Genomic DNA, 19,307 nt, shown 5'->3' on the forward strand with positions numbered 1-19,307 from the left:
ACTTTGAAGGGAGCATATCATACGTGGATTAGTCCTTTTGAATAAGATTTTATTTAGTAAACATTATATATAGTGTATTTATTCATATTCATTATCAGGCGTATTTTCAGGTAACGTTAAAATTTGTATTGCTTTAGGTATGACTTCAATATGGATAGGTGTTTTTAATGCAATTTCTCCATCGATGTCCACCTTCATTTCGGGTGTGGTCTCTATTTTGATATCTTTAGATAATAAATGCTGAATACCGTTTGTCATATGGTTCCAGTTCATGCTATCTCTTTGTTTAAATATATCACTCAATACACTCGAACTGTGTTCTTTAAAAATAAATAAATTCAGATAACCATCACTAGGTGAAAGGTCTGTTAAAGGTATGCGACTGCCTCCTATAAATGACCCATTAGCAACAACGAGCATTGCAGTATTACCATCAATAACTTTACCGTCAACGGTTAATTGATAATCAAAATGCTCCGGATTAAGCAAAGTTTTAACTGTAGATCCTACGTAACTCAATTTGCCAAAGATGTCCTTATTGCCGTTTTGAACATTTTCTGCATTTTGAACAATGAGTCCCAATCCAGCAAAGTTTAGTGCGTATTGATCATTGATTTTCATAACATCATAAGACTGCAACTCTGATTGAATAAGTTGTTGACTGGCCATTTTATGACGTGGACTCAGGTTTAATGTTTTAACAAAATCATTAAATGTGCCACCTGGAATAATACCAATAGGGATATTCAATTCATGTTGCATTATGCCATTGATTAATTCATTGACAGTACCATCGCCACCAAGGAGGAAAATGATATCTACATCGTCACTATAACTTTGGTCTTTAATCTTCTGACAAAATCTTATAATATCACCCTCGTCTTCACTTAGTTGGAGCGACAGATGTTTACAAAATGTAGTTAAGGAAGCTGCTACATCTCCAAGTCCCCGATATATATCTTTAATACCACTATATTCATGATAAAATAAGACACCGTGTTTGAATTTAGTATTTTCCAATTTTTTCACCATATTCTTTTAAATTTTGTTGCTTATTCACTTTACCCATATTTTCACAGTTATAATTATATAGGAAGAGTTGGTGGCATTTACTTTATTTTTAAATTTTTTGCTGTGACAATTTTTTGCAAGGATGAATAGGATAATGTTTATCTGAGCTTTAGCGCATGAAAAAACCCACTTACTCAATAAAGTGAGAAGTGGGCTTGATACGTGTGCTATTTAATGCCACGCATACCTTTGACGATTTTTGGTACAAATGCTAAAACAATCAAACTAACTACAATTGCAATACTTCCTAAAAATAGGAAGTAATTTTTGTGTCCCAGAGGCTCAATGAGCTTCACTAAAGTACCATTTATAGCTTGTGCACAGGCATTTGTTAATAACCATAAACTCATCATTTGCGTATTGAAAGCTTTTGGTGCGAGTTTAACTGCTGCACTGTTACCTGTAGGTGATAAACAGAGTTCACCGATAACACAAATAATATAAGATAGAATAACCCAGTTGACACTAATGTCTGCACCGCCAGCTGAATGCCCAATAGAGCCAATCATTATGTAAGAAGCACCTGCTAATATTGCGCCTAAAACAAATTTTGTTGCTATGCTTGGTTGACGTCGAGCCATTTTGGCCCAAATCAATGAAACCACTGGCGCTAACAATACAATAAATAATGGATTTATCGACTGGAAGAGTGTAGGACCGAAATCTGTTTTCCACCCAAATAGATTTAATTTCATGTCACTGCTTTCAAATGCAAAGAGATTAAGAACGTTAGCACCTTGCTCTTGAATAGACCAGAATATTACGCCAAGTATAAATAGCGGTATAAATGCGATTACTCTTGAGCGTTCATCATCTGTGACTTCTTTACTTCGAATCATAATTGTGAAATATACGATTGGTAATGCAATCCCTAGTATAAGTACTGTTGTACTAACTAAATTAAATGATAATGTGCCTGTTAAGCCAGTAATTAATAATACAACTGCAATGATTACAATGATTGCAGCAAATAAAATACCATATTTTTTCTTCTCACTTTTATTCAATGGGTTGGTTGGTTTTGTACCAATTTGACCTAAATTTCTTTTATTGAAAAATATGTACCAAACGAGTCCAAGCGCCATTCCAATTGCAGCGATTAGGAAACCGCCGTGGAAGTTACCTGTATGTACAAAGCGATCTAGAATAATAGGTGAAAGTAATCCGCCTAAGTTAACAGACATATAGAATATAACAAAACCAGCATCTATTCGTGTATCTCTATCGGGATATAATCTACCAACAATATTTGAAATGCTTGGCTTCATTAAACCAGAACCTACAATAATAAAGAACATAGAAATAAATAATCCTACGATATCTAAAGGTAAACTTAAGAAAACATGTCCAATAATGATTAGAATACCACCGTAAAACGTTGCTCCGCGTGTTCCTGTAATTCTATCGGAAATCCATCCGCCGAGTACAGAGGTCATGTATATCAGTGCCCCGTATACTGCCATAATTGACTGAGCAGTACTTTTATCCATGCCGAGTCCACCATCTTTAATAGCGAAATACATGTAGAAAATGAGTAAGGCACGCATACCGTAATAGCTGAACCTCTCCCAAAATTCAACAAAGAATAATACGCCTAGCCCTTTAGGGTGTCCAAAAAATCCATTTTGTGGGATGGATTGAACCGCTTGTTCATGGGCTTTATCTTGATTTTGCATAAAAACATTCCCCGTCCTTTCATACTCCCTATAAGAATGTATAAAAATGATTTTACGCTTAATTAAATTAAATTTCAATAATATTCTCAAAAAAAGAATATTTAAAATATTGCCACTATTCAAAGAAAGTGTTATTTTAGTTGTATCTAATATAAAGGGGGATTTTAATATGCAAACAGTAAAAAAATTGTTGATTAGTTTTTCTGCAATCTTGTTATTTGGAGGTATATCAGTTGATTCTCCTGATGCGAGTGCAAAGGGAAAGGCTAAAGACACTGCAAAATATTTAGAAACTAAAGGTGGTTGGAAAGACGGAGAACCTGGTTATACTGCAGGTTGTAATATTAGTTGGGCACTTGGCATTAAAGATGTTTGTGGAGAGAAAAAGGATTCTTTATAAAACTGTGAATTAAATAAAAAATATAATAAGATTAATTAAGTATTTATAGATATATTCAATTTAAGATTAAACTAAGTTTGTAAATATGACTATTTTAATGTGTGAACATTTAGTACGCATATTACTACGATAGCAGTCTTCTGAGCTTTCTCAGTAGACTGCTTTCTTAATTAATAAGATTAATCAATTGGAAGGCTTTAAGTAATTGGGATATCGAGAATAGAGATTATAGGCTCGACTAGATATTTTAAATAATAATCTCAATACCTATAAAAAAGCTATGAAAAAACGATTGTCAGATTTTTCATAGCTAAGATTAGTCAATTTTATGAGTGAGCAAGAAAAGATTAACGATTATCTATTTTTTCTGGATAGAGATCATGATTCATTAAACGATGTTCTGCCATTTTTTCATATTTACTGTCAGGGCGACCATAGTTTGTATAAGGATCAATAGATATACCACCACGAGGCGTGAATTTGCCCCAAACTTCTATATAATGTGGATCCATTAAGTCGATGAGATCATTCATAATAATATTCATACAGTCCTCATGAAAATCGCCATGATTTCTAAAGCTAAATAAATACAATTTTAATGATTTAGATTCTACCATTTTAATATTTGGAATATACGAAATATAAATAGTAGCAAAATCAGGTTGACCCGTAATAGGGCATAAAGATGTAAACTCAGGACAATTAAATTTAACAAAATAATCACGGCCCGGGTGTTTATTATCAAATGATTCTAATACATCTGGTCGATAATCAAAATCATATTTATTATTTTGGTTTCCTAGTAAAGTAATATCTTTTAAATCTTCATGTTTACGTCCTTCAGACATCGTAATTGCTCCTTTAATATTTAGATTTTTGTTCCTTTTTCTGAACGGTTAACGGTTGGCGTCTTGTTTTTTCAAACATATAATAGCTTGCACCAATAATAATGATATAACCTAGAATTGCATAGAAATCTGGTGACTCACCAAATAAAATAAAACCAAATAGCGCGGTGAATATAATAGATGCGTACGTAAATATTGAAATATCTTTAGCTGGGGCAAAACTATAGGCTAAGGTAATACCTATTTGACCAGCAGCAGCAGCTAAGCCAGCACCGATTAAATAAACAACTTGCATGACAGACATTGGTTCGAATGTAAATATCGTAAATGGAATGAGTGCTATTATAGAGAAGAAAGAAAAATAAAAAACAATCGTATATGGTGCCTCTTTGCTACTTAATGCTCTAACACAAGTATAGGCACTTGCCGCGAAGATACCTGATAGTAATCCGCCAATCGCTGGAATCATAGAAGAAGAAAACTCAGGTTTCACAACGAATAACATACCAAAAATGGCTACGATCATAGCAATAAATTGGTAATTGCGTACTTTTTCGTTTAAGAAAATCAAACTAAGTAGTATCGTCCAAAAAGGATTTAATTTCATTAATGTATCTGCGTCACTAAGAATCATATGGTCGATGGCATATATATTTAATAATACGCCAATTAAGCCAAGCGCAGAACGAGATATTAATAAAGGCTGGCTACTCAATTTACCAAAAAGTGGTTGTTTGTACTTAAATATAAAATACAAAGGAATAAACATTGCCACTAGGTTTCTTGCCAATGATTTTTGAAAGACAGGGAGATCTCCAGCTAATCTAAAAAAAACAGACATAAAGCTAAAACCAACTGCAGAAATTAGAATAGCAATAATACCTTTTATTTTTGGATTCACATATATCGCCTCAATTTTAAAATTTTAACGTATCTATATTAGCATAGTTAATTAGAAAATGTATATATGCTTGAATTTAAAAGGGAAATATATTAAAGTATAAATACGAACAAACGTTCTGTTTATGTAGTGTTTCATTAAGAAATTTTAAAAGTAATTAAGTATAGCAATTAGTTCTAAAATATAATATATGAAGCGCAATATATAAGGCCTATGGCTAGATAATCCAGATATATCAAGCTTTAAAGAGAAATTAAAAAAAGCAAGCATTGAGCCTCTAAAAGTCGAAAAAATATTTTTTAAAAATTTAAAATTGAGTTTAAGGTTGAATTGGTGCCATTTTCATACTGTTTTCATTGTTTTGACATAAATTAAAGACTTTTAATAAGGCGATGAGTTATGTATAATGAAACACATAATATAGTATTAATGGCCAGGACGAAACACTATATATTGTGTTTTGATACGTGGTCAATTTATTTATAATAAATCAAATTTTAAGTAAAATCACACAGTTTCAGGCTTTAAATAATGACAAATAAGGCATTAATACTTAAATGTTGAGTTTTTACATACCTACTTATAGAATTACAAGTTACTATATATAGTGGTTATTTCAATCATTTAATACATTCAAAAGCAACACCTCGAAAGCCTTACAATTTTTGATTTTCCAACTTACGTATTTCTATTAGAAAGAAGGTGAGCCAATGAAAGTGGTATATTTTTCGTTTTCCGGCAATGTGCGCAGATTTATAAAAAAAACCGAACTGACAAATGTTATGGAAATCACGCAAAATAATTGTTCAGAGAGAATTGAGGAGCCATTCGTTTTGGTCACTGGGACAATAGGATTTGGTGAGGTACCCCAACCAGTTCAAGCGTTTTTAGAAGTAAATGATGATTTATTAAAAGCTGTTGCAGCTAGCGGAAACCGTAATTGGGGACAAAATTTCGCAAAAGCTGGACGATCAATTTCGGAACGTTACCAAGTTCCATTATTATTGAAGTTTGAAGTACAGGGCACTGCAGATGATATAGATGAATTTAAAGATAAGGTGGGAAATTTCAATGAAGATTATGGACGAGAAGAAATACAATCATATTGAATTAAACAATGAGGTTACAAAAAGAAAAGATAATGGTTTCTTTAATTTGGAAAAGGATCAAGAAGCGCTAGCAGTTTATTTAGAAGAGATTCAAGATAAGACAATCTATTTTGATACTGAAATTGAACGCTTACATTATCTCGTGGATAACGATTTTTATTTTGACGTTTTTGAAAAATATTCAGAAGCGGATTTACAAGAAATTACAGATTATGCTAAAAGTATTGACTTTCGTTTTGCCAGTTATATGTCAGCAAGTAAATTCTTTAAAGACTATGCGTTGAAGACAAACGATAAAACACAGTTCTTAGAAGATTATAAGCAACATGTTGTGATTGTTGCACTATATCTAGCAAATGGTCATAAACCGACAGCTAGACAACTTATCTCAGCTATGATTGAACAACGTTATCAACCAGCAACGCCAACGTTTTTAAATGCTGGGCGTGCGCGTCGTGGTGAGCTTGTGTCATGTTTCTTACTAGAAGTAGACGACAGTTTAAATTCAATCAATTTTATAGATTCTACAGCGAAACAGTTAAGTAAAATTGGTGGCGGTGTTGCTATCAACTTATCTAAATTGCGTGCTAGAGGAGAAGCGATTAAAGGTATTAAAGGCGTGGCAAAAGGTGTATTACCTGTTGCTAAATCTCTTGAAGGTGGATTTAGCTATGCTGACCAATTAGGACAACGTCCTGGGGCTGGTGCTGTGTACTTAAATATTTTCCATTATGATGTAGAAGAATTTTTAGATACTAAAAAAGTTAACGCGGATGAAGATTTACGATTATCAACTATTTCTACTGGTTTAATTGTACCTTCAAAATTCTTTGAACTGGCAAAAGAAGGTAAAGACTTTTATATGTTCGCACCACATACAGTTTATAATGAATATGGTGTAACGTTAGATGACATTAATTTAGATGAATACTACGAAAGTTTAGTAGCCAATCCAAATGTTGATAAAAAGAAAAAAGATGCTCGTGAAATGCTAAATATGATTGCACAAACACAACTGCAATCTGGTTATCCTTATCTAATGTTTAAAGATAATGCGAATAAAGTACATCCTAACTCTAATATTGGTCAAATTAAAATGAGTAACTTATGTACAGAAATCTTCCAATTACAAGAAACGTCTATTATTAACGATTATGGTATCGAAGACGAAATAAAACGTGATATATCTTGTAACTTAGGATCTTTAAATATTGTTAATGTTATGGAATCTGGAAAATTTAAAGATTCAGTGCACACAGGCATGGATGCATTGACAGTGGTCAGTGATGAAGCAAATATACAAAATGCGCCAGGTGTTAGAAAAGCTAATAGTGAATTACATTCAGTTGGATTAGGCGTTATGAATCTACATGGTTATCTAGCTAAAAATAAAATTGGTTATGAATCTGAAGAAGCAAAAGATTTTGCTAACATATTCTTCATGATGATGAACTATTACTCAATTGAAAGATCTATGGAAATTGCAAAAGATAGACAAGAAACATTTAAAGACTTTGATAAATCAGATTATGCGAATGGGAAATATTTTGAGTTTTACACTTCGCAAACGTTTGCACCAAAATATGAAAAAGTACGTAAATTATTTGAAGGTTTAGAAATTCCTACACCTGAAGATTGGAAAGCATTACAAAAAGAAGTTGAAACTCACGGCTTATTCCACGCATATCGTTTAGCGATTGCACCAACACAAAGCATTTCTTATGTTCAAAATGCGACAAGTTCAGTTATGCCGATAGTTGACCAAATTGAGCGTCGTACTTACGGTAATGCAGAAACGTTTTATCCAATGCCATTCTTATCACCAGAAACAATGTGGTATTACAAATCTGCATTCAATACTGATCAAATGAAATTAATCGATTTAATTGCTACGATCCAAACACATGTGGATCAAGGTATTTCTACAATTCTTTATGTAAACTCAGAGATATCAACACGTGAATTATCTAGATTATATGTTTATGCACATCATAAAGGGTTGAAATCTTTATATTACACTAGAAATAAATTATTAAGTGTTGAAGAATGTACGAGTTGTGCAATATAAAACGAGGCTATCTAATTTATTAAACAAGGAAATATGAATCTTGAAATATCGCATATGTTTTAAAAACAAAAAGGTAATGCATTAAGTGAACATGATTTAAATTAAAGTGTATCAACATTATAGAAATAGAGTCACTTATGCAGAGGGATAGAAAATCTAAAGATATATTTAGATTTCTGTCCCACTTTCTGTGTTTTATAATTCAAATAAATATTTACTGGATAGGGGAATTATCTAAATGAAAGCAGTCAATTGGAATACTCAAGAAGATATGACAAATATGTTTTGGCGACAAAATATTTCGCAAATGTGGGTAGAAACTGAATTTAAAGTTTCAAAAGATATTGCAAGTTGGAAAACATTATCCGATGAAGAAAAAAACGCATTTAAAAAAGCATTAGCAGGTTTAACTGGTCTGGATACACACCAAGCAGATGATGGCATGCCATTAATCATGTTACATACTACAGATTTACGTAAAAAAGCGGTTTATTCCTTTATGGCGATGATGGAACAAATTCATGCTAAAAGTTATTCTCACATCTTTACAACTTTATTACCATCTAGCGAAACAAACTACTTATTAGATAAATGGGTCCTAGAAGAGCCACATTTGAAATTTAAATCGGATAAAATTGTAAATAATTATCATAAATTATGGGGTAAAGAAGCATCGATTTATGATCAATATATCGCACGTGTATCAAGTGTTTTTCTAGAAACATTTTTATTCTATTCTGGTTTCTATTACCCATTATATTTAGCTGGGCAAGGTAAAATGACAACCTCAGGAGAAATCATTCGTAAAATTTTATTAGATGAATCTATTCATGGTGTGTTTACTGGGATGGATGCGCAAAGTTTACGAAATGAATTGTCTGAAAGTGAAAAACAACAAGCAGACCAAGAAATGTATAAACTATTAGATGAATTATATAAAAACGAAGTTTCTTATACACAATCTTTATATGATGACATCGGTTTAACTGAAGATGTGCTTAACTATGTAAGATATAATGGTAACAAAGCATTATCAAACCTTGGATTTGATCCGTACTTTGAAGAGAGAGAATTTAATCCAATTATCGAAAATGCGCTAGATACATCTACAAAAAACCATGATTTCTTCTCTGTTAAAGGCGATGGTTATACATTAGCGCTAAACGTTGAAGCATTACAAGATGAAGATTTTATTTTTGAAGACTAAATTGCGACCATTTCAACTATCATAATAATATAAAATTTAGTGATTGCAGATGTCTGAAATATAAGCAATTTTTAATCACCAAAAAACGTCAGCTTCTATTGAAATTATATAGAAATTGACGTTTTTTAATTTGTATAAGTTTCGTTCGATGTACTACAATTTACAAATTTTATGCCAATACAACTAATTCGAACACTAATTTTGTCTTACGTAATAGTTAAATGAGTGATTCAAGTGAAACGACAAAAATTTCTATAAATACTTGAGTATAAAATGAAAGTACTTGATTAAATGTCTTAGTTTCTAATTTAGATATTTTTAACATAAATGGAGAATTGTTTTGATAATCTCTATTATTGCTATTGAATTTACTTGCAAAGATGATAAAATTTAATTTATAGATATTGATAATGATTATCACATTCAATACGATATAGCGTTTATGAAAGGATTAATTACTCACTATGAAATTTTTACTAAATGGCGTTGTCTTAGCTATTATTTTATTCTTTTTAACTATCCTTTCTTTATTTATAGGCGTTAGTAAAGTATCGATTACTGATATTTTTCATTTAACGCATGAACAAATAAATATCATCGTGTCTAGTAGGATCCCCAGAACTATAAGTATTTTAATCTCTGGAAGTACTTTAGCGCTTTCTGGACTTATTATGCAGCAGATGATGCAAAATAAATTTGTGAGTCCAACGACAGCAGGGACAATGGAATGGGCCAAGTTAGGTATTTTAATATCAATGATATTTTTTCCACAAGAGAATATTATTATTAAATTAATATTTGCAGTAATATTAAGCATCGGTGGCACATTCTTATTTGTTAAATTAGTACAGTACATACGATTCACAGATGTTATTTTTATTCCACTTTTAGGTATTATGCTTGGTGGTATTGTGTCTAGCTTAGCGACATTTCTTGCTTTAAGAACGAATACTGTACAAAGTGTAGGCAACTGGCTTAACGGAAATTTTGCTATCATTACGAGTGGTAGATATGAAATATTATACTTAAGCATTCCTTTATTAATACTTACATATATATTTGCTAATCATTTCACGATTGCAGGGATGGGGAAAGATTTTAGTAATAACTTAGGCGTTAACTATGAAAAAATAATAAATATTGGTTTATTTATCACTGCAACTATAACAGCGCTTGTAGTTGTTACAGTGGGGACATTACCATTTTTAGGCCTCATTGTTCCGAATATTGTGTCAATTTTTAGAGGTGATCATTTAAAACAAGCATTGCCTCATACAGCAATGTTAGGGGCAGTATTTGTTATGTTTTCTGACATAATTGGTAGGATTATTGTCTATCCATATGAAATAAATATTGGTTTAACAATTGGTGTCTTTGGCACGATTATTTTCTTAATCTTATTGATGAAAGGAAGACATAATTATGCAGATTAGTGCTAAATCAAAGTTAATGATATTAATCGCTATCACTTTATGTGTTGCTTTAATTTATCTTTTCATCGGTATTGATTTCGAAATTTTTAGATACCAGTTTATCAGCCGTTTTAGAAAATTAGTGCTTATGCTATTGGTAGGTGGAGCAATTGCAGCTTCAGTAGTCATTTTTCAGGCAATTACAACGAATCGTTTGTTAACACCGTCGATTATGGGTCTTGATGCTGTATATATGTTTGTGAAAGTATTGCTGGTATTTGTGTTTGGTGTACAGTCTGCATTTGTTACTAATATATATTTAAGTTTTGCTACTTCACTGTTAGTAATGGTTATATTTTCACTATTACTATTTCAAGGCATTTTTAGAATTGGTGATGTGTCAATATACTTTATTTTACTCATAGGAGTTATTTTAGGCACTTTCTTCAGAAGTATCACTGGATTTTTAGAACTGATTATTAACCCTGAAGACTTTTTGGCAGTTCAGAGTTCAATGTTTGCCAATTTTGATGCTTCCAATAGTAAATTGGTGATGCTGTGCGGAGTTATATTAATGATATTAATCCTTATTACAGTGATTGCGATACCGTATTTAGATGTACTTTTATTAGGCAAAGACCAAGCAATTAATTTAGGTTTGTCTTATAAAATGGTTACAAGATTATTACTTATACTTGTTGCGATATTAGTATCCATCTCTACTTCATTGGTAGGTCCAATTACATTTTTAGGATTGTTAACTGTTAATCTAGCACACGAATTGATGAAAACCTATGAACATAAATATATATTACCGGCAACGATTTGTTTAAGTTGGTTGAGTTTATTTATTGCACAGAGTGTAGTGGAAAATTTATTTGAAGCGACGACGCAAGTGAGTATCATTATAGACTTAGTAGGTGGAACGTACTTTATCTATCTATTAATTAAAAGGAGACATGCGAATTGATACGTGTTCAAGGATTGACTAAAACGATTCAAGATAAAACGATTTTAAATGACATTAATGTAGAAATCAGTAAAGGGCGTTTAACTTCAATGATAGGTCCAAACGGCGCTGGTAAGAGTACCTTATTATCAGCAATCACACGCTTGATTGATTTCGATAAAGGAACTATTGAGATTGAGGGGAAAGCTATATCTGAATATAAAAGTAATGAGTTATCTAAAAAATTATCTATTTTGAAACAGGCCAATCATACTGAGTTAAATATTACTGTGGAGCAACTTGTTAATTTTGGAAGATTTCCATATTCAAAAGGACGCTTAAATGAGGCGGATCGAGCGCAAGTTGAGTATGCACTTGAGTTATTGAATCTTAAAGAAATTAGACATCGTTACTTAAAAACATTGTCAGGTGGTCAACGACAACGTGCATACGTAGCTATGACGATAGCACAGGACACAGAGTATATTTTGCTTGATGAACCATTAAATAATTTAGACATGAAACATTCAGTTCAAATTATGAAAACATTACGTCAACTCGCTAAATCCCTCAATAAAACTATTGTTGTTGTCATTCATGATATTAATTTTGCTTCGTGCTATTCAGATGACATCATTGCATTGAAAGATGGAGAAATGGTCAAAGCAAGTACTAAAGATGAAGTTATACAAGAAGATACGCTTAAGACACTATATGATATGGACGTTAAAATTGAAGACATTCGCGGACAACGTATTTGTGTATATTTTGATGAAGAAACAGCAGAGTATGAACTATCGATATTACAATCAGTCTAAAATGAAATGGTTGTTAATGAAGGGAGTGATGCAACTGCAACGTTGTTCATTTTAAAAGGCATATTGAAATGGTGATTAACTTTATTATTCCAGGAGGATTAAACATATGAAGAAATTTGCTTTATTTATGGTTATAGGTTTAATGTTTTTATTAGTAGCATGTAATAATGGAGGTTCAGACGACAAAAAGTCATCTGACACAAAATCAGATAATAATGAATCAAATAAAACAGTAAAGATAGAAAATAATTATAAAGCTAATGGCGAAAAGCGTGATGGCAGTGACGCAAAATCTGTAAAAGAATCAGTTGATGTTCCAGTAAATCCTAAAAATGCAGTTGTCTTTGATTATGGTGCATTAGATACATTAAAAGAGTTAGGACTTGAAGATAAAGTTAAAGCACTTCCTAAAGGTGAAGATGCTAAATCATTACCAGATTTCTTAAGTGAATTTAAAAGTGATAAATATTTAAATACTGGTAGTTTGAAAGAAGTGAATTTTGACAAAGTTGCAGAAGCAAAACCTGAGGTAATATTCATATCTGGACGTACAGCTAACCAAAAAAACTTGGATGAATTTAAAAAAGCAGCACCAGATGCTAAAGTTGTTTACATAGGCGTAGATAATAAAGATGAAGTTAAGTCGCTTAAAGCAAACGCTGAAAAAATAGGTAAAATTTATCAAAAAGAAGATGAAGTTAAGTCTCTTAATAAAAAATTAGACGATAAGATCGCAGGTATAAAAGAAAAAACAAAAGATTTAAAAGATCAAAAAGCGTTATATTTATTAGTAAATGAAGGTGAATTATCAACATTTGGTCCAGGTGAACGTTTTGGTTCTATGATATTTAATACAATGGGCTTTACACCAGCAGATAAAGAAATTAAAGAAAGTAATCATGGACAAAATGTTACAAATGAATATGTTGCAGAAAAAAATCCTGGTATTATTTTTGCGATGGACCGCGGACAAGCTGTAGCAGGTAAATCTACTGCTAAAAAAGCATTGAGCAATGATGTCATCAAAGATGTTGATGCGATTAAACATAATAAAGTATATGAATTGGATCCAAAACTTTGGTACTTCTCAAGTGGTTCAACAACAACTGCAATTAAACAAATTGAAGAAGTTGAGAAAGCAATAGATAAAAAATAGTAATAGGCATAAGTGGGGATTGTCTTAATAACGTATACTAAAAGCAGTGAAAATCACTTTAAACGTGAATTCACTGCTTTTTTAATATGGTATAGTCTTGCTTACCGGTTGTTAATAAATGTGACAGGGATGCGCTTGATTAGTCTCAATTGTTTTTTGTTTGGCTCAGTACTAAAATGACATTGAGCACTTAAGTAATAAATTGAGTTGAAAACTTGTATAATGAATAAAAATAGTAAAAGAAGGTGACATAAAAATGATTTTAGATAATGTGAACCCAAATGATTTATTTCCAACAGAAAAGAAAGGTCCCAGTGTATTGGGTACGATAGAGTATTCTGTACAAGGTTCTACAGAATTTGAAGGTGCGTTTATTGCTACAAACGAACGCATTATTTTAAATGTAGATATGAATGGGGAATTCTATTATAGAAGTATAGGTTATGATGAAGTAGAGAAAATTACATACGAAGACGGTCGCATTCATTTCACATTTAATATTGGACCAATGCCGATGAAAGATATACAAAAAGGTGATGCAGAAGCGTTTGTACAATTTGTAAAGGACAAAATAAACATTCAATAAGAAGATAGTGTTTGAGAGAACGTGCCTTTACTATGTTTAAAATGGATTTACGATATTTGAATATATCAAAGAGAGAGACAGAAATTAGAAAAATAAATTTCTGTCTCTCTCTTATTGTTAAACGCCAATTATATAGAAAAGTACGTGCTGTAATGATATTTACAGCGATTATTAAAATGGGCATCACAGTTTGGACAAGCTTCAATCAACATATATGCATTGATTGTCATTTCATGTTTACATACACCACATAAAATAGCTTTTGTATTAAACGCTTCAGTTTCCCATCTCTGTATTGGGTGAGAGGTGTCTTCATTATGACATTTATAACATGGATAATATTTATTACAGCATTTGAATTTAATTGCTATTACATCTAACGGTGTATGGTAGTGTGTACAACGTGTCTCGCTATCTACAGTTGCACCATATATTTTTGGCATCTTATAACACTCCTAACGTTCAATAGGATGCTCACCGATGATTCTAACTTCTGGATGAAGTTCAACATCAAATTTAGCTTTAACTGTTTTTTGTACGTGATGTATTAAATCTTCGTAATCAGTTGCAGTACCTTTATCTACGTTTACCATAAAACCTGCATGTTTCTTTGATACTTCTACGCCACCTATGCGATAGCCTTGTAGATTTGAATCTTGTATTAATTTACCAGCAAAATGTCCTGGTGGTCGTTGAAAGACGCTGCCACAAGATGGATATTCTAGTGGCTGTTTTGTTTCCCTTCTTTCAGTCAAATCATCCATTTTCTCTTGGATATCTTGTAGATTGCCAGGCGTTAATGTAAATGCAGCTTCTAATACAACTAAGTGTTCTTTTTGAACGATACTATTACGATAATCTAACTCAAGCTCTTTGTTTGTCAGTGTGATTAAGTCTCCTTTTTCATTAACGCATAGGGCATAATCGATACAATCTTTGACTTCACCACCATAAGCCCCCGCATTCATAAATACAGCACCGCCAATTGACCCTGGGATACCACAGGCAAACTCCAATCCAGTTAGTGCATTGTCTCGTGCAGTACGTGATACATCAATAATTGCAGCACCACTTCCTGAGATGATTGCATCATCTGAAACATCAATATAATCTAACTGGAGTAAACTGATGACAATGCCTCTAATTCCACCTTCTCGGATAATAATGTTTGAACCATTCCCTAAATACGTGACGGGGATATCGTTTGTGTAAGCAAAATGGACGATAGCTTGTACATGCTCATTTTGCGTTGGAGATAAGTAATAATCTGCTTGACCTCCCGTTTCAGTGTATGTATAGCGTTTTAGTGGTTCGTCAACTTTTATAATATTTTTTGGAACTATTGCTTCTAATTCTTTTAAGATGTCATCTTTATGCAATTATAGAACATCCTTTCCTGTTGAATTCATTTATATATTATACCAATGATTTAACTTGTTTGCTAAACAGTATATCGCTTTATTGAAAACGATTCAGTTTATTTATTCTTTTAATGATTAAACGTTAGTGATGTGTGTTCGATAAATCTTTATTAATTTCACGGAGTAGTTGTTTAAAAAGTAATTGTTTCTGATTTTCGTATTCACGGATTGGCGCTGTATCAGTTGCTAAATTGTACTTTTGTTTTCCGAAGTGAGTTGCTGAAGATGCATTGATTGTTAAATAATAATTTGTCTTCAGATAATCATTATAAAGTTGTGAGTCTATTTGAACAATATGTAATCGAGCAATTTGTTTTAAATCAATGAGATTATTAAATTGAGCCATAACTACTTTTTTGTGATATGGATGATGAAGTCTATAAAAACCTTGATAATTTAGTCTTTTTTCATCTAAAGCAGTGATATCATGTAAATCATCTACCCCTACTAATACATCTAAAATAGGTTCAGTAGGGTAGTTGAAGTGGCTAGTCCCTCCAATATGATGTGTTGTTTTTACTGGTGTATCTAAAAGGGTCAATAATTTATGACGTAGCATCTTATATTGTTTAATAAAAGTTTGCTGAACATCTTCTTTGATAAAAGGTTGAACATCCGAATACATTGAAATAAATCACTCCTTTAAATGATCAAAATAAATTGTTAAACTATAAATTCTGGAATAATATATCATATATTATTTTCAAGTTAAATAAGTTTCTGTATAATACGTAATGATAAGGAGTGCAGAAATGAAAAAATTAATGTGCTTTGTTTTATTAGTTTGTTTTGCTGTCGTAATTGTTGCTTGCGGACATGAAGGTGCCAACGAATTTAAAGATTTCGATAGCACTTTAAATGATGTAAAGCAAAAAGAAAAGGCGTTCAATAAAGAAATGGATTCTATTGATTTAGAAAACATTAATGATTTAAGTAAAACAGATATGACTGATAAAAACAAAAAAGAATTTAATCAATTGCAAAACAATTTGAATAGCAGGTTAACACCTAAATTTGAAGCATATGAGAAAGCTACAAAAAATCTGCCAGCACAGTCCGAAGAAACCAAGGAATTAAAATCTAAATATTTGACATCAATCAAAAAGAAAAAAGCTGCGATTGATGAACTTAAAACATTTGTTGATTTATACAATCAGTCAGTTAAAGCAAATGAAGATATTTTAGATTATACAAAACTTTTTGAAAAGAATAGATCACAAGTAGAAGAAAATATGAAAAAAGCTAATAATGCAGGTGAAAGTGTTAAAGGCTTTAAAGAGAAATTAGAACAAAATAATAAAGATTTAAAAAATACAGCTGAAAAAGAATCAAATGCTAGAAGTGCTAAATCAGAGCAACAAGCCATTGAAAATCAAATTATGCCATTAATAAAAAAACAAATTAAAGACTTAAACAAGGCAGAAATTACAGATGGTTATGTGAATGATGCGCGTAAAAATACGATTGAGATGTACTACAGCTTACAAAATTACTATGAAACAAGAGAAGAGACAATTGAAATTGGTGAAGCAATAGCTAAAATAGACATCAATCAATTACCGAAAGAAAGTAAAGATTTAAAACAATATGATAAGGATTTTAATAAAAAGTATGCCGAAATAAAAGGTAAATATCAATAATAAATTATTCAATTAAGTTATGAGATTTGTAATAAACTGTTAACAATAAAAAGGTAATTGTGTATAATTGGAAACAATGATATGTGAATATCATTGGAATTTCACACTTTTAGATACAATGTGGTGTGTTAAATATTTTTAGAGGTGAATAGAATGGCTATAAAGCTGAGTTCGATTGACCAGTTTGAGCAAGTTTTAGAAGAAAATAAATATGTATTTGTGCTGAAGCATAGTGAAACATGTCCTATTTCAGCCAATGCTATTGATCAATTTAACAAATTTTTATATGAAAGAGATATGGATGGTTATTATTTAATCGTACAACAAGAAAGAGCTTTATCAGATTATATAGAAGAAAAAACGAATGTAAAACATGAATCGCCACAAGCATTTTATTTTGTGAAGGGACAAGCGATTTGGAATGCAAGTCACGATCATATTAATGTGAAATCTTTGGCAGGCGCTGAAGAGTAAAAAAATAAATATTTAAAAAAGAAACGCTTGTTAAGCTTTAAGTTATATTAAAAGGTTTAGCAAGCGTTTCTTATAATGTGAAAAATTGTGTTTTGGCATGTATAATATAAAGTTGAATTAGTCATAAATCCACGGTAATTGAATATTGATAATTTTATCAGGCGTGGTATTCGCGTCAATTTAAAAATAAAGCTATGAAAAATGTAAGGTAATATGAATATTAGAGGTGACAAAATGAAAGTATTAGTAGCGATGGATGAATTTAATGGTATTATATCTAGCTATCAAGCCAATCGGTATGTAGAAGAAGCGGTTGCTAGCCAAATAGAGAAAGCGGATATCGTACAAGTACCGTTGTTTAATGGTCGGCATGAATTGATGGATTCTGTCTTTTTATGGCAATCAGGTACCAAATACAGAGTGGTTGCCCATGATGCAGATATGAATGAAGTAGAAGCAGTTTATGGTATTACAGATAATGGCATGACAATTATTGAAGGCAATCTATTTTTAAAAGGACAACGACCAATTATAGAAAGAACAAGTTATGGTTTAGGTGAAATTATACTTGATGCAATAGAAAATGGTGCTGAACATTTAATTATTTCGTTAGGTGCTATTGGTAGTTTTGACGGTGGTGCTGGTATGCTTCAAGCACTCGGAGCTAAATTTTATGATGACGAAGCGCAAGAAATCGATGTTACGCAAGGCAGTCGTGTACTAAAATATATTAGACGTATAGATGTTTCTCAAGTTAATCCAAAATTGAAAGATATGAGAATTCAACTTATGTCAGATTTTGATAGTAAATTATATGGTAAAAATAGTGAAATTATGCAAACATATGAAAATTACCAAATTTCGCATCAAGAAGCGGCTGAGGTAGATAATTTAATTTGGTATTTAAGTGAAATGTTTAAAGCTGAATTGAAAATTGCACTAGGGCCTATTCAAAGAGGTGGCGCTGGTGGAGGTATAGCTGCAGTGTTAAACGGCTTATATGATGCTGAGATTATGACAAGTCATGAACTAGTGGATCAGATTACACATTTAGAATCATTAATTCAACAAGCAGATTTAATAATATTTGGTGAAGGTGTGAACGAACAAGATCAAATTTTAGAAACGACGACCGTTCGCTTAGCTGAGTTAGCTACAAAATATAATAAACCGTCGATTGCCATTTGTGCTACTGATGATAAATTTGATTTGTTTGAATCGATGGGTGTAACAGCAATGTTTAATACATTTATCGAAATGCCTCAATCCTTTACAGATTTTAAAATGGGCATTCAAATTAGACATTATACGGTTCAAGCGATTAAGTTATTGAAAACACAATTTGATGTTAATCAATAAAACAAGTATGCATCGTTGTCTATAGATGTGCTAGAACGATAAAATTACTAATTAAACATCGGCAAAAGTGCCCTGAACAACTTGTACCAAGTAAAACCGCCAATTTCTGTAGATTTACAATAGAAATTGACGGTTTTTTTAATAGCGTTTGGAGATGATGAAAAATAGCACCATTATAACGATGACACCTGATGACAGTGTAGGTTTAAGCA

Annotated in this window: 19 protein-coding genes; 12 read left to right on the top strand and 7 right to left on the bottom strand. The window is 31.7% G+C overall.

The features are described 5' to 3' along the window. Window positions 1-78: 78 nt before the first annotated feature. Together KA833_RS07420 and KA833_RS07425 are read right to left on the bottom strand one after the other, a co-directional pair. Window positions 79-1,020, bottom strand: coding sequence for a diacylglycerol/lipid kinase family protein (locus KA833_RS07420; protein ID WP_107365612.1), 942 nt, complete (start codon window positions 1,018-1,020; stop codon window positions 79-81). A gap of 218 nt (window positions 1,021-1,238) precedes the next feature. After that, window positions 1,239-2,747, bottom strand: a complete 1,509-nt coding sequence (locus KA833_RS07425) for a peptide MFS transporter (RefSeq protein ID WP_210128595.1) — start codon at window positions 2,745-2,747, stop codon at window positions 1,239-1,241. Window positions 2,748-2,916: 169 nt separating this feature from the next. On the opposite strand from KA833_RS07425, the gene KA833_RS07430 reads away from it, so the two are divergent. Then, window positions 2,917-3,147 carry a hypothetical protein gene (locus KA833_RS07430; protein WP_046207404.1) on the top strand — a complete coding sequence of 77 codons (231 nt, stop codon included), beginning with the start codon at window positions 2,917-2,919 and terminating at the stop codon, window positions 3,145-3,147. Between the two features lie 347 nt (window positions 3,148-3,494). Here the strand turns inward: KA833_RS07430 and queF are convergent, their stop codons facing one another. After that, complete coding sequence (gene queF, locus KA833_RS07435) at window positions 3,495-3,995, bottom strand: preQ(1) synthase (protein ID WP_046207405.1); 501 nt, start codon at window positions 3,993-3,995, stop codon at window positions 3,495-3,497. A gap of 13 nt (window positions 3,996-4,008) precedes the next feature. Further along, window positions 4,009-4,896: a DMT family transporter gene (locus tag KA833_RS07440; protein ID WP_210128594.1), complete on the bottom strand. Its 888-nt coding sequence runs from the start codon at window positions 4,894-4,896 to the stop codon at window positions 4,009-4,011. 710 nt (window positions 4,897-5,606) lie between these two features. Between KA833_RS07440 and nrdI the strand changes: the two genes are divergently transcribed. The 8 genes from nrdI (at window position 5,607) to KA833_RS07480 (ending at window position 14,201) form a co-directional block, all read left to right on the top strand. Further along, on the top strand, window positions 5,607-6,005 hold the full coding sequence (nrdI, locus tag KA833_RS07445) for a class Ib ribonucleoside-diphosphate reductase assembly flavoprotein NrdI (RefSeq protein WP_046207407.1): 399 nt from the start codon (window positions 5,607-5,609) through the stop codon (window positions 6,003-6,005). Next, on the top strand, window positions 5,968-8,073 hold the full coding sequence (gene nrdE / locus KA833_RS07450; RefSeq protein WP_046207408.1) for a class 1b ribonucleoside-diphosphate reductase subunit alpha: 2,106 nt from the start codon (window positions 5,968-5,970) through the stop codon (window positions 8,071-8,073). The genes nrdI and nrdE overlap by 38 nt, the downstream gene beginning before the upstream one ends. 238 nt (window positions 8,074-8,311) lie before the next feature. After that, window positions 8,312-9,280: a class 1b ribonucleoside-diphosphate reductase subunit beta gene (gene nrdF / locus KA833_RS07455; RefSeq protein ID WP_019469517.1), complete on the top strand. Its 969-nt coding sequence runs from the start codon at window positions 8,312-8,314 to the stop codon at window positions 9,278-9,280. 464 nt (window positions 9,281-9,744) lie between these two features. Continuing rightward, the gene (locus KA833_RS07460) at window positions 9,745-10,713 is read left to right on the top strand and encodes an ABC transporter permease (protein WP_046207409.1); all 969 of its coding nucleotides are present in this window, start codon (window positions 9,745-9,747) and stop codon (window positions 10,711-10,713) included. Beyond that, window positions 10,703-11,662 carry an iron chelate uptake ABC transporter family permease subunit gene (locus KA833_RS07465; protein WP_046207410.1) on the top strand — a complete coding sequence of 320 codons (960 nt, stop codon included), beginning with the start codon at window positions 10,703-10,705 and terminating at the stop codon, window positions 11,660-11,662. Before KA833_RS07460 ends, KA833_RS07465 begins: the two co-directional genes overlap by 11 nt. Then, a complete protein-coding gene (locus tag KA833_RS07470) occupies window positions 11,659-12,459 on the top strand; it encodes an iron ABC transporter ATP-binding protein (protein ID WP_046207411.1) in 801 nt (266 codons plus the stop codon). The genes KA833_RS07465 and KA833_RS07470 overlap by 4 nt, the downstream gene beginning before the upstream one ends. Before the next feature lie 106 nt (window positions 12,460-12,565). After that, entirely contained in the window at window positions 12,566-13,615 is a 1,050-nt protein-coding gene (locus tag KA833_RS07475) for a ferrated catecholamine ABC transporter substrate-binding lipoprotein SstD (RefSeq protein ID WP_046207412.1), read from the top strand. Between the two features lie 256 nt (window positions 13,616-13,871). Beyond that, a complete protein-coding gene (locus KA833_RS07480; RefSeq protein ID WP_046207413.1) occupies window positions 13,872-14,201 on the top strand; it encodes a PH domain-containing protein in 330 nt (109 codons plus the stop codon). A gap of 128 nt (window positions 14,202-14,329) precedes the next feature. Here the strand turns inward: KA833_RS07480 and KA833_RS07485 are convergent, their stop codons facing one another. The 3 genes from KA833_RS07485 to KA833_RS07495 all read right to left on the bottom strand — a co-directional run bounded on the left by KA833_RS07485 (window position 14,330) and on the right by KA833_RS07495 (window position 16,247). Then, window positions 14,330-14,644 carry a CHY zinc finger protein gene (locus tag KA833_RS07485; RefSeq protein WP_046207414.1) on the bottom strand — a complete coding sequence of 105 codons (315 nt, stop codon included), beginning with the start codon at window positions 14,642-14,644 and terminating at the stop codon, window positions 14,330-14,332. A 12-nt stretch (window positions 14,645-14,656) separates the two neighbouring features. Beyond that, complete coding sequence (gene murB / locus KA833_RS07490) at window positions 14,657-15,580, bottom strand: UDP-N-acetylmuramate dehydrogenase (protein WP_046207415.1); 924 nt, start codon at window positions 15,578-15,580, stop codon at window positions 14,657-14,659. A 124-nt stretch (window positions 15,581-15,704) separates the two neighbouring features. After that, the gene (locus KA833_RS07495; RefSeq protein WP_046207416.1) at window positions 15,705-16,247 is read right to left on the bottom strand and encodes a GrpB family protein; all 543 of its coding nucleotides are present in this window, start codon (window positions 16,245-16,247) and stop codon (window positions 15,705-15,707) included. A gap of 127 nt (window positions 16,248-16,374) precedes the next feature. Between KA833_RS07495 and KA833_RS07500 the strand changes: the two genes are divergently transcribed. The 3 genes from KA833_RS07500 (at window position 16,375) to KA833_RS07510 (ending at window position 19,095) form a co-directional block, all read left to right on the top strand. Next, the gene (locus KA833_RS07500) at window positions 16,375-17,262 is read left to right on the top strand and encodes an EMYY motif lipoprotein (protein ID WP_046207417.1); all 888 of its coding nucleotides are present in this window, start codon (window positions 16,375-16,377) and stop codon (window positions 17,260-17,262) included. Window positions 17,263-17,415: 153 nt separating this feature from the next. Further along, a complete protein-coding gene (gene ytxJ, locus KA833_RS07505; protein ID WP_019469507.1) occupies window positions 17,416-17,736 on the top strand; it encodes a bacillithiol system redox-active protein YtxJ in 321 nt (106 codons plus the stop codon). A gap of 234 nt (window positions 17,737-17,970) precedes the next feature. Beyond that, on the top strand, window positions 17,971-19,095 hold the full coding sequence (locus KA833_RS07510; protein ID WP_064209511.1) for a glycerate kinase: 1,125 nt from the start codon (window positions 17,971-17,973) through the stop codon (window positions 19,093-19,095). Window positions 19,096-19,307 lie beyond the last annotated feature (212 nt).

The sequence above is a fragment of the Staphylococcus sp. GDY8P67P genome, from assembly GCF_017892545.1.
GTDB lineage: Bacteria > Bacillota > Bacilli > Staphylococcales > Staphylococcaceae > Staphylococcus > Staphylococcus ureilyticus.

Bases quoted from the DNA above. Each gene is read 5' to 3' on its own strand.
- nrdI (WP_046207407.1), top strand. From the start codon at position 5,607: ATGAAAGTGGTATATTTTTCGTTTTCCGGCAATGTGCGCAGATTTATA.
- nrdF (WP_019469517.1), top strand. From the start codon at position 8,312: ATGAAAGCAGTCAATTGGAATACTCAAGAAGATATGACAAATATGTTT.
- KA833_RS07425 (WP_210128595.1), bottom strand. From the start codon at position 2,747: ATGCAAAATCAAGATAAAGCCCATGAACAAGCGGTTCAATCCATCCCA.
- KA833_RS07485 (WP_046207414.1), bottom strand. From the start codon at position 14,644: ATGCCAAAAATATATGGTGCAACTGTAGATAGCGAGACACGTTGTACA.
- KA833_RS07480 (WP_046207413.1), top strand. From the start codon at position 13,872: ATGATTTTAGATAATGTGAACCCAAATGATTTATTTCCAACAGAAAAG.
- KA833_RS07475 (WP_046207412.1), top strand. From the start codon at position 12,566: ATGAAGAAATTTGCTTTATTTATGGTTATAGGTTTAATGTTTTTATTA.
- KA833_RS07430 (WP_046207404.1), top strand. From the start codon at position 2,917: ATGCAAACAGTAAAAAAATTGTTGATTAGTTTTTCTGCAATCTTGTTA.
- KA833_RS07500 (WP_046207417.1), top strand. From the start codon at position 16,375: ATGAAAAAATTAATGTGCTTTGTTTTATTAGTTTGTTTTGCTGTCGTA.
- ytxJ (WP_019469507.1), top strand. From the start codon at position 17,416: ATGGCTATAAAGCTGAGTTCGATTGACCAGTTTGAGCAAGTTTTAGAA.
- nrdE (WP_046207408.1), top strand. From the start codon at position 5,968: ATGAAGATTATGGACGAGAAGAAATACAATCATATTGAATTAAACAAT.
- KA833_RS07465 (WP_046207410.1), top strand. From the start codon at position 10,703: ATGCAGATTAGTGCTAAATCAAAGTTAATGATATTAATCGCTATCACT.
- KA833_RS07460 (WP_046207409.1), top strand. From the start codon at position 9,745: ATGAAATTTTTACTAAATGGCGTTGTCTTAGCTATTATTTTATTCTTT.
- KA833_RS07495 (WP_046207416.1), bottom strand. From the start codon at position 16,247: ATGTATTCGGATGTTCAACCTTTTATCAAAGAAGATGTTCAGCAAACT.
- KA833_RS07510 (WP_064209511.1), top strand. From the start codon at position 17,971: ATGAAAGTATTAGTAGCGATGGATGAATTTAATGGTATTATATCTAGC.
- queF (WP_046207405.1), bottom strand. From the start codon at position 3,995: ATGTCTGAAGGACGTAAACATGAAGATTTAAAAGATATTACTTTACTA.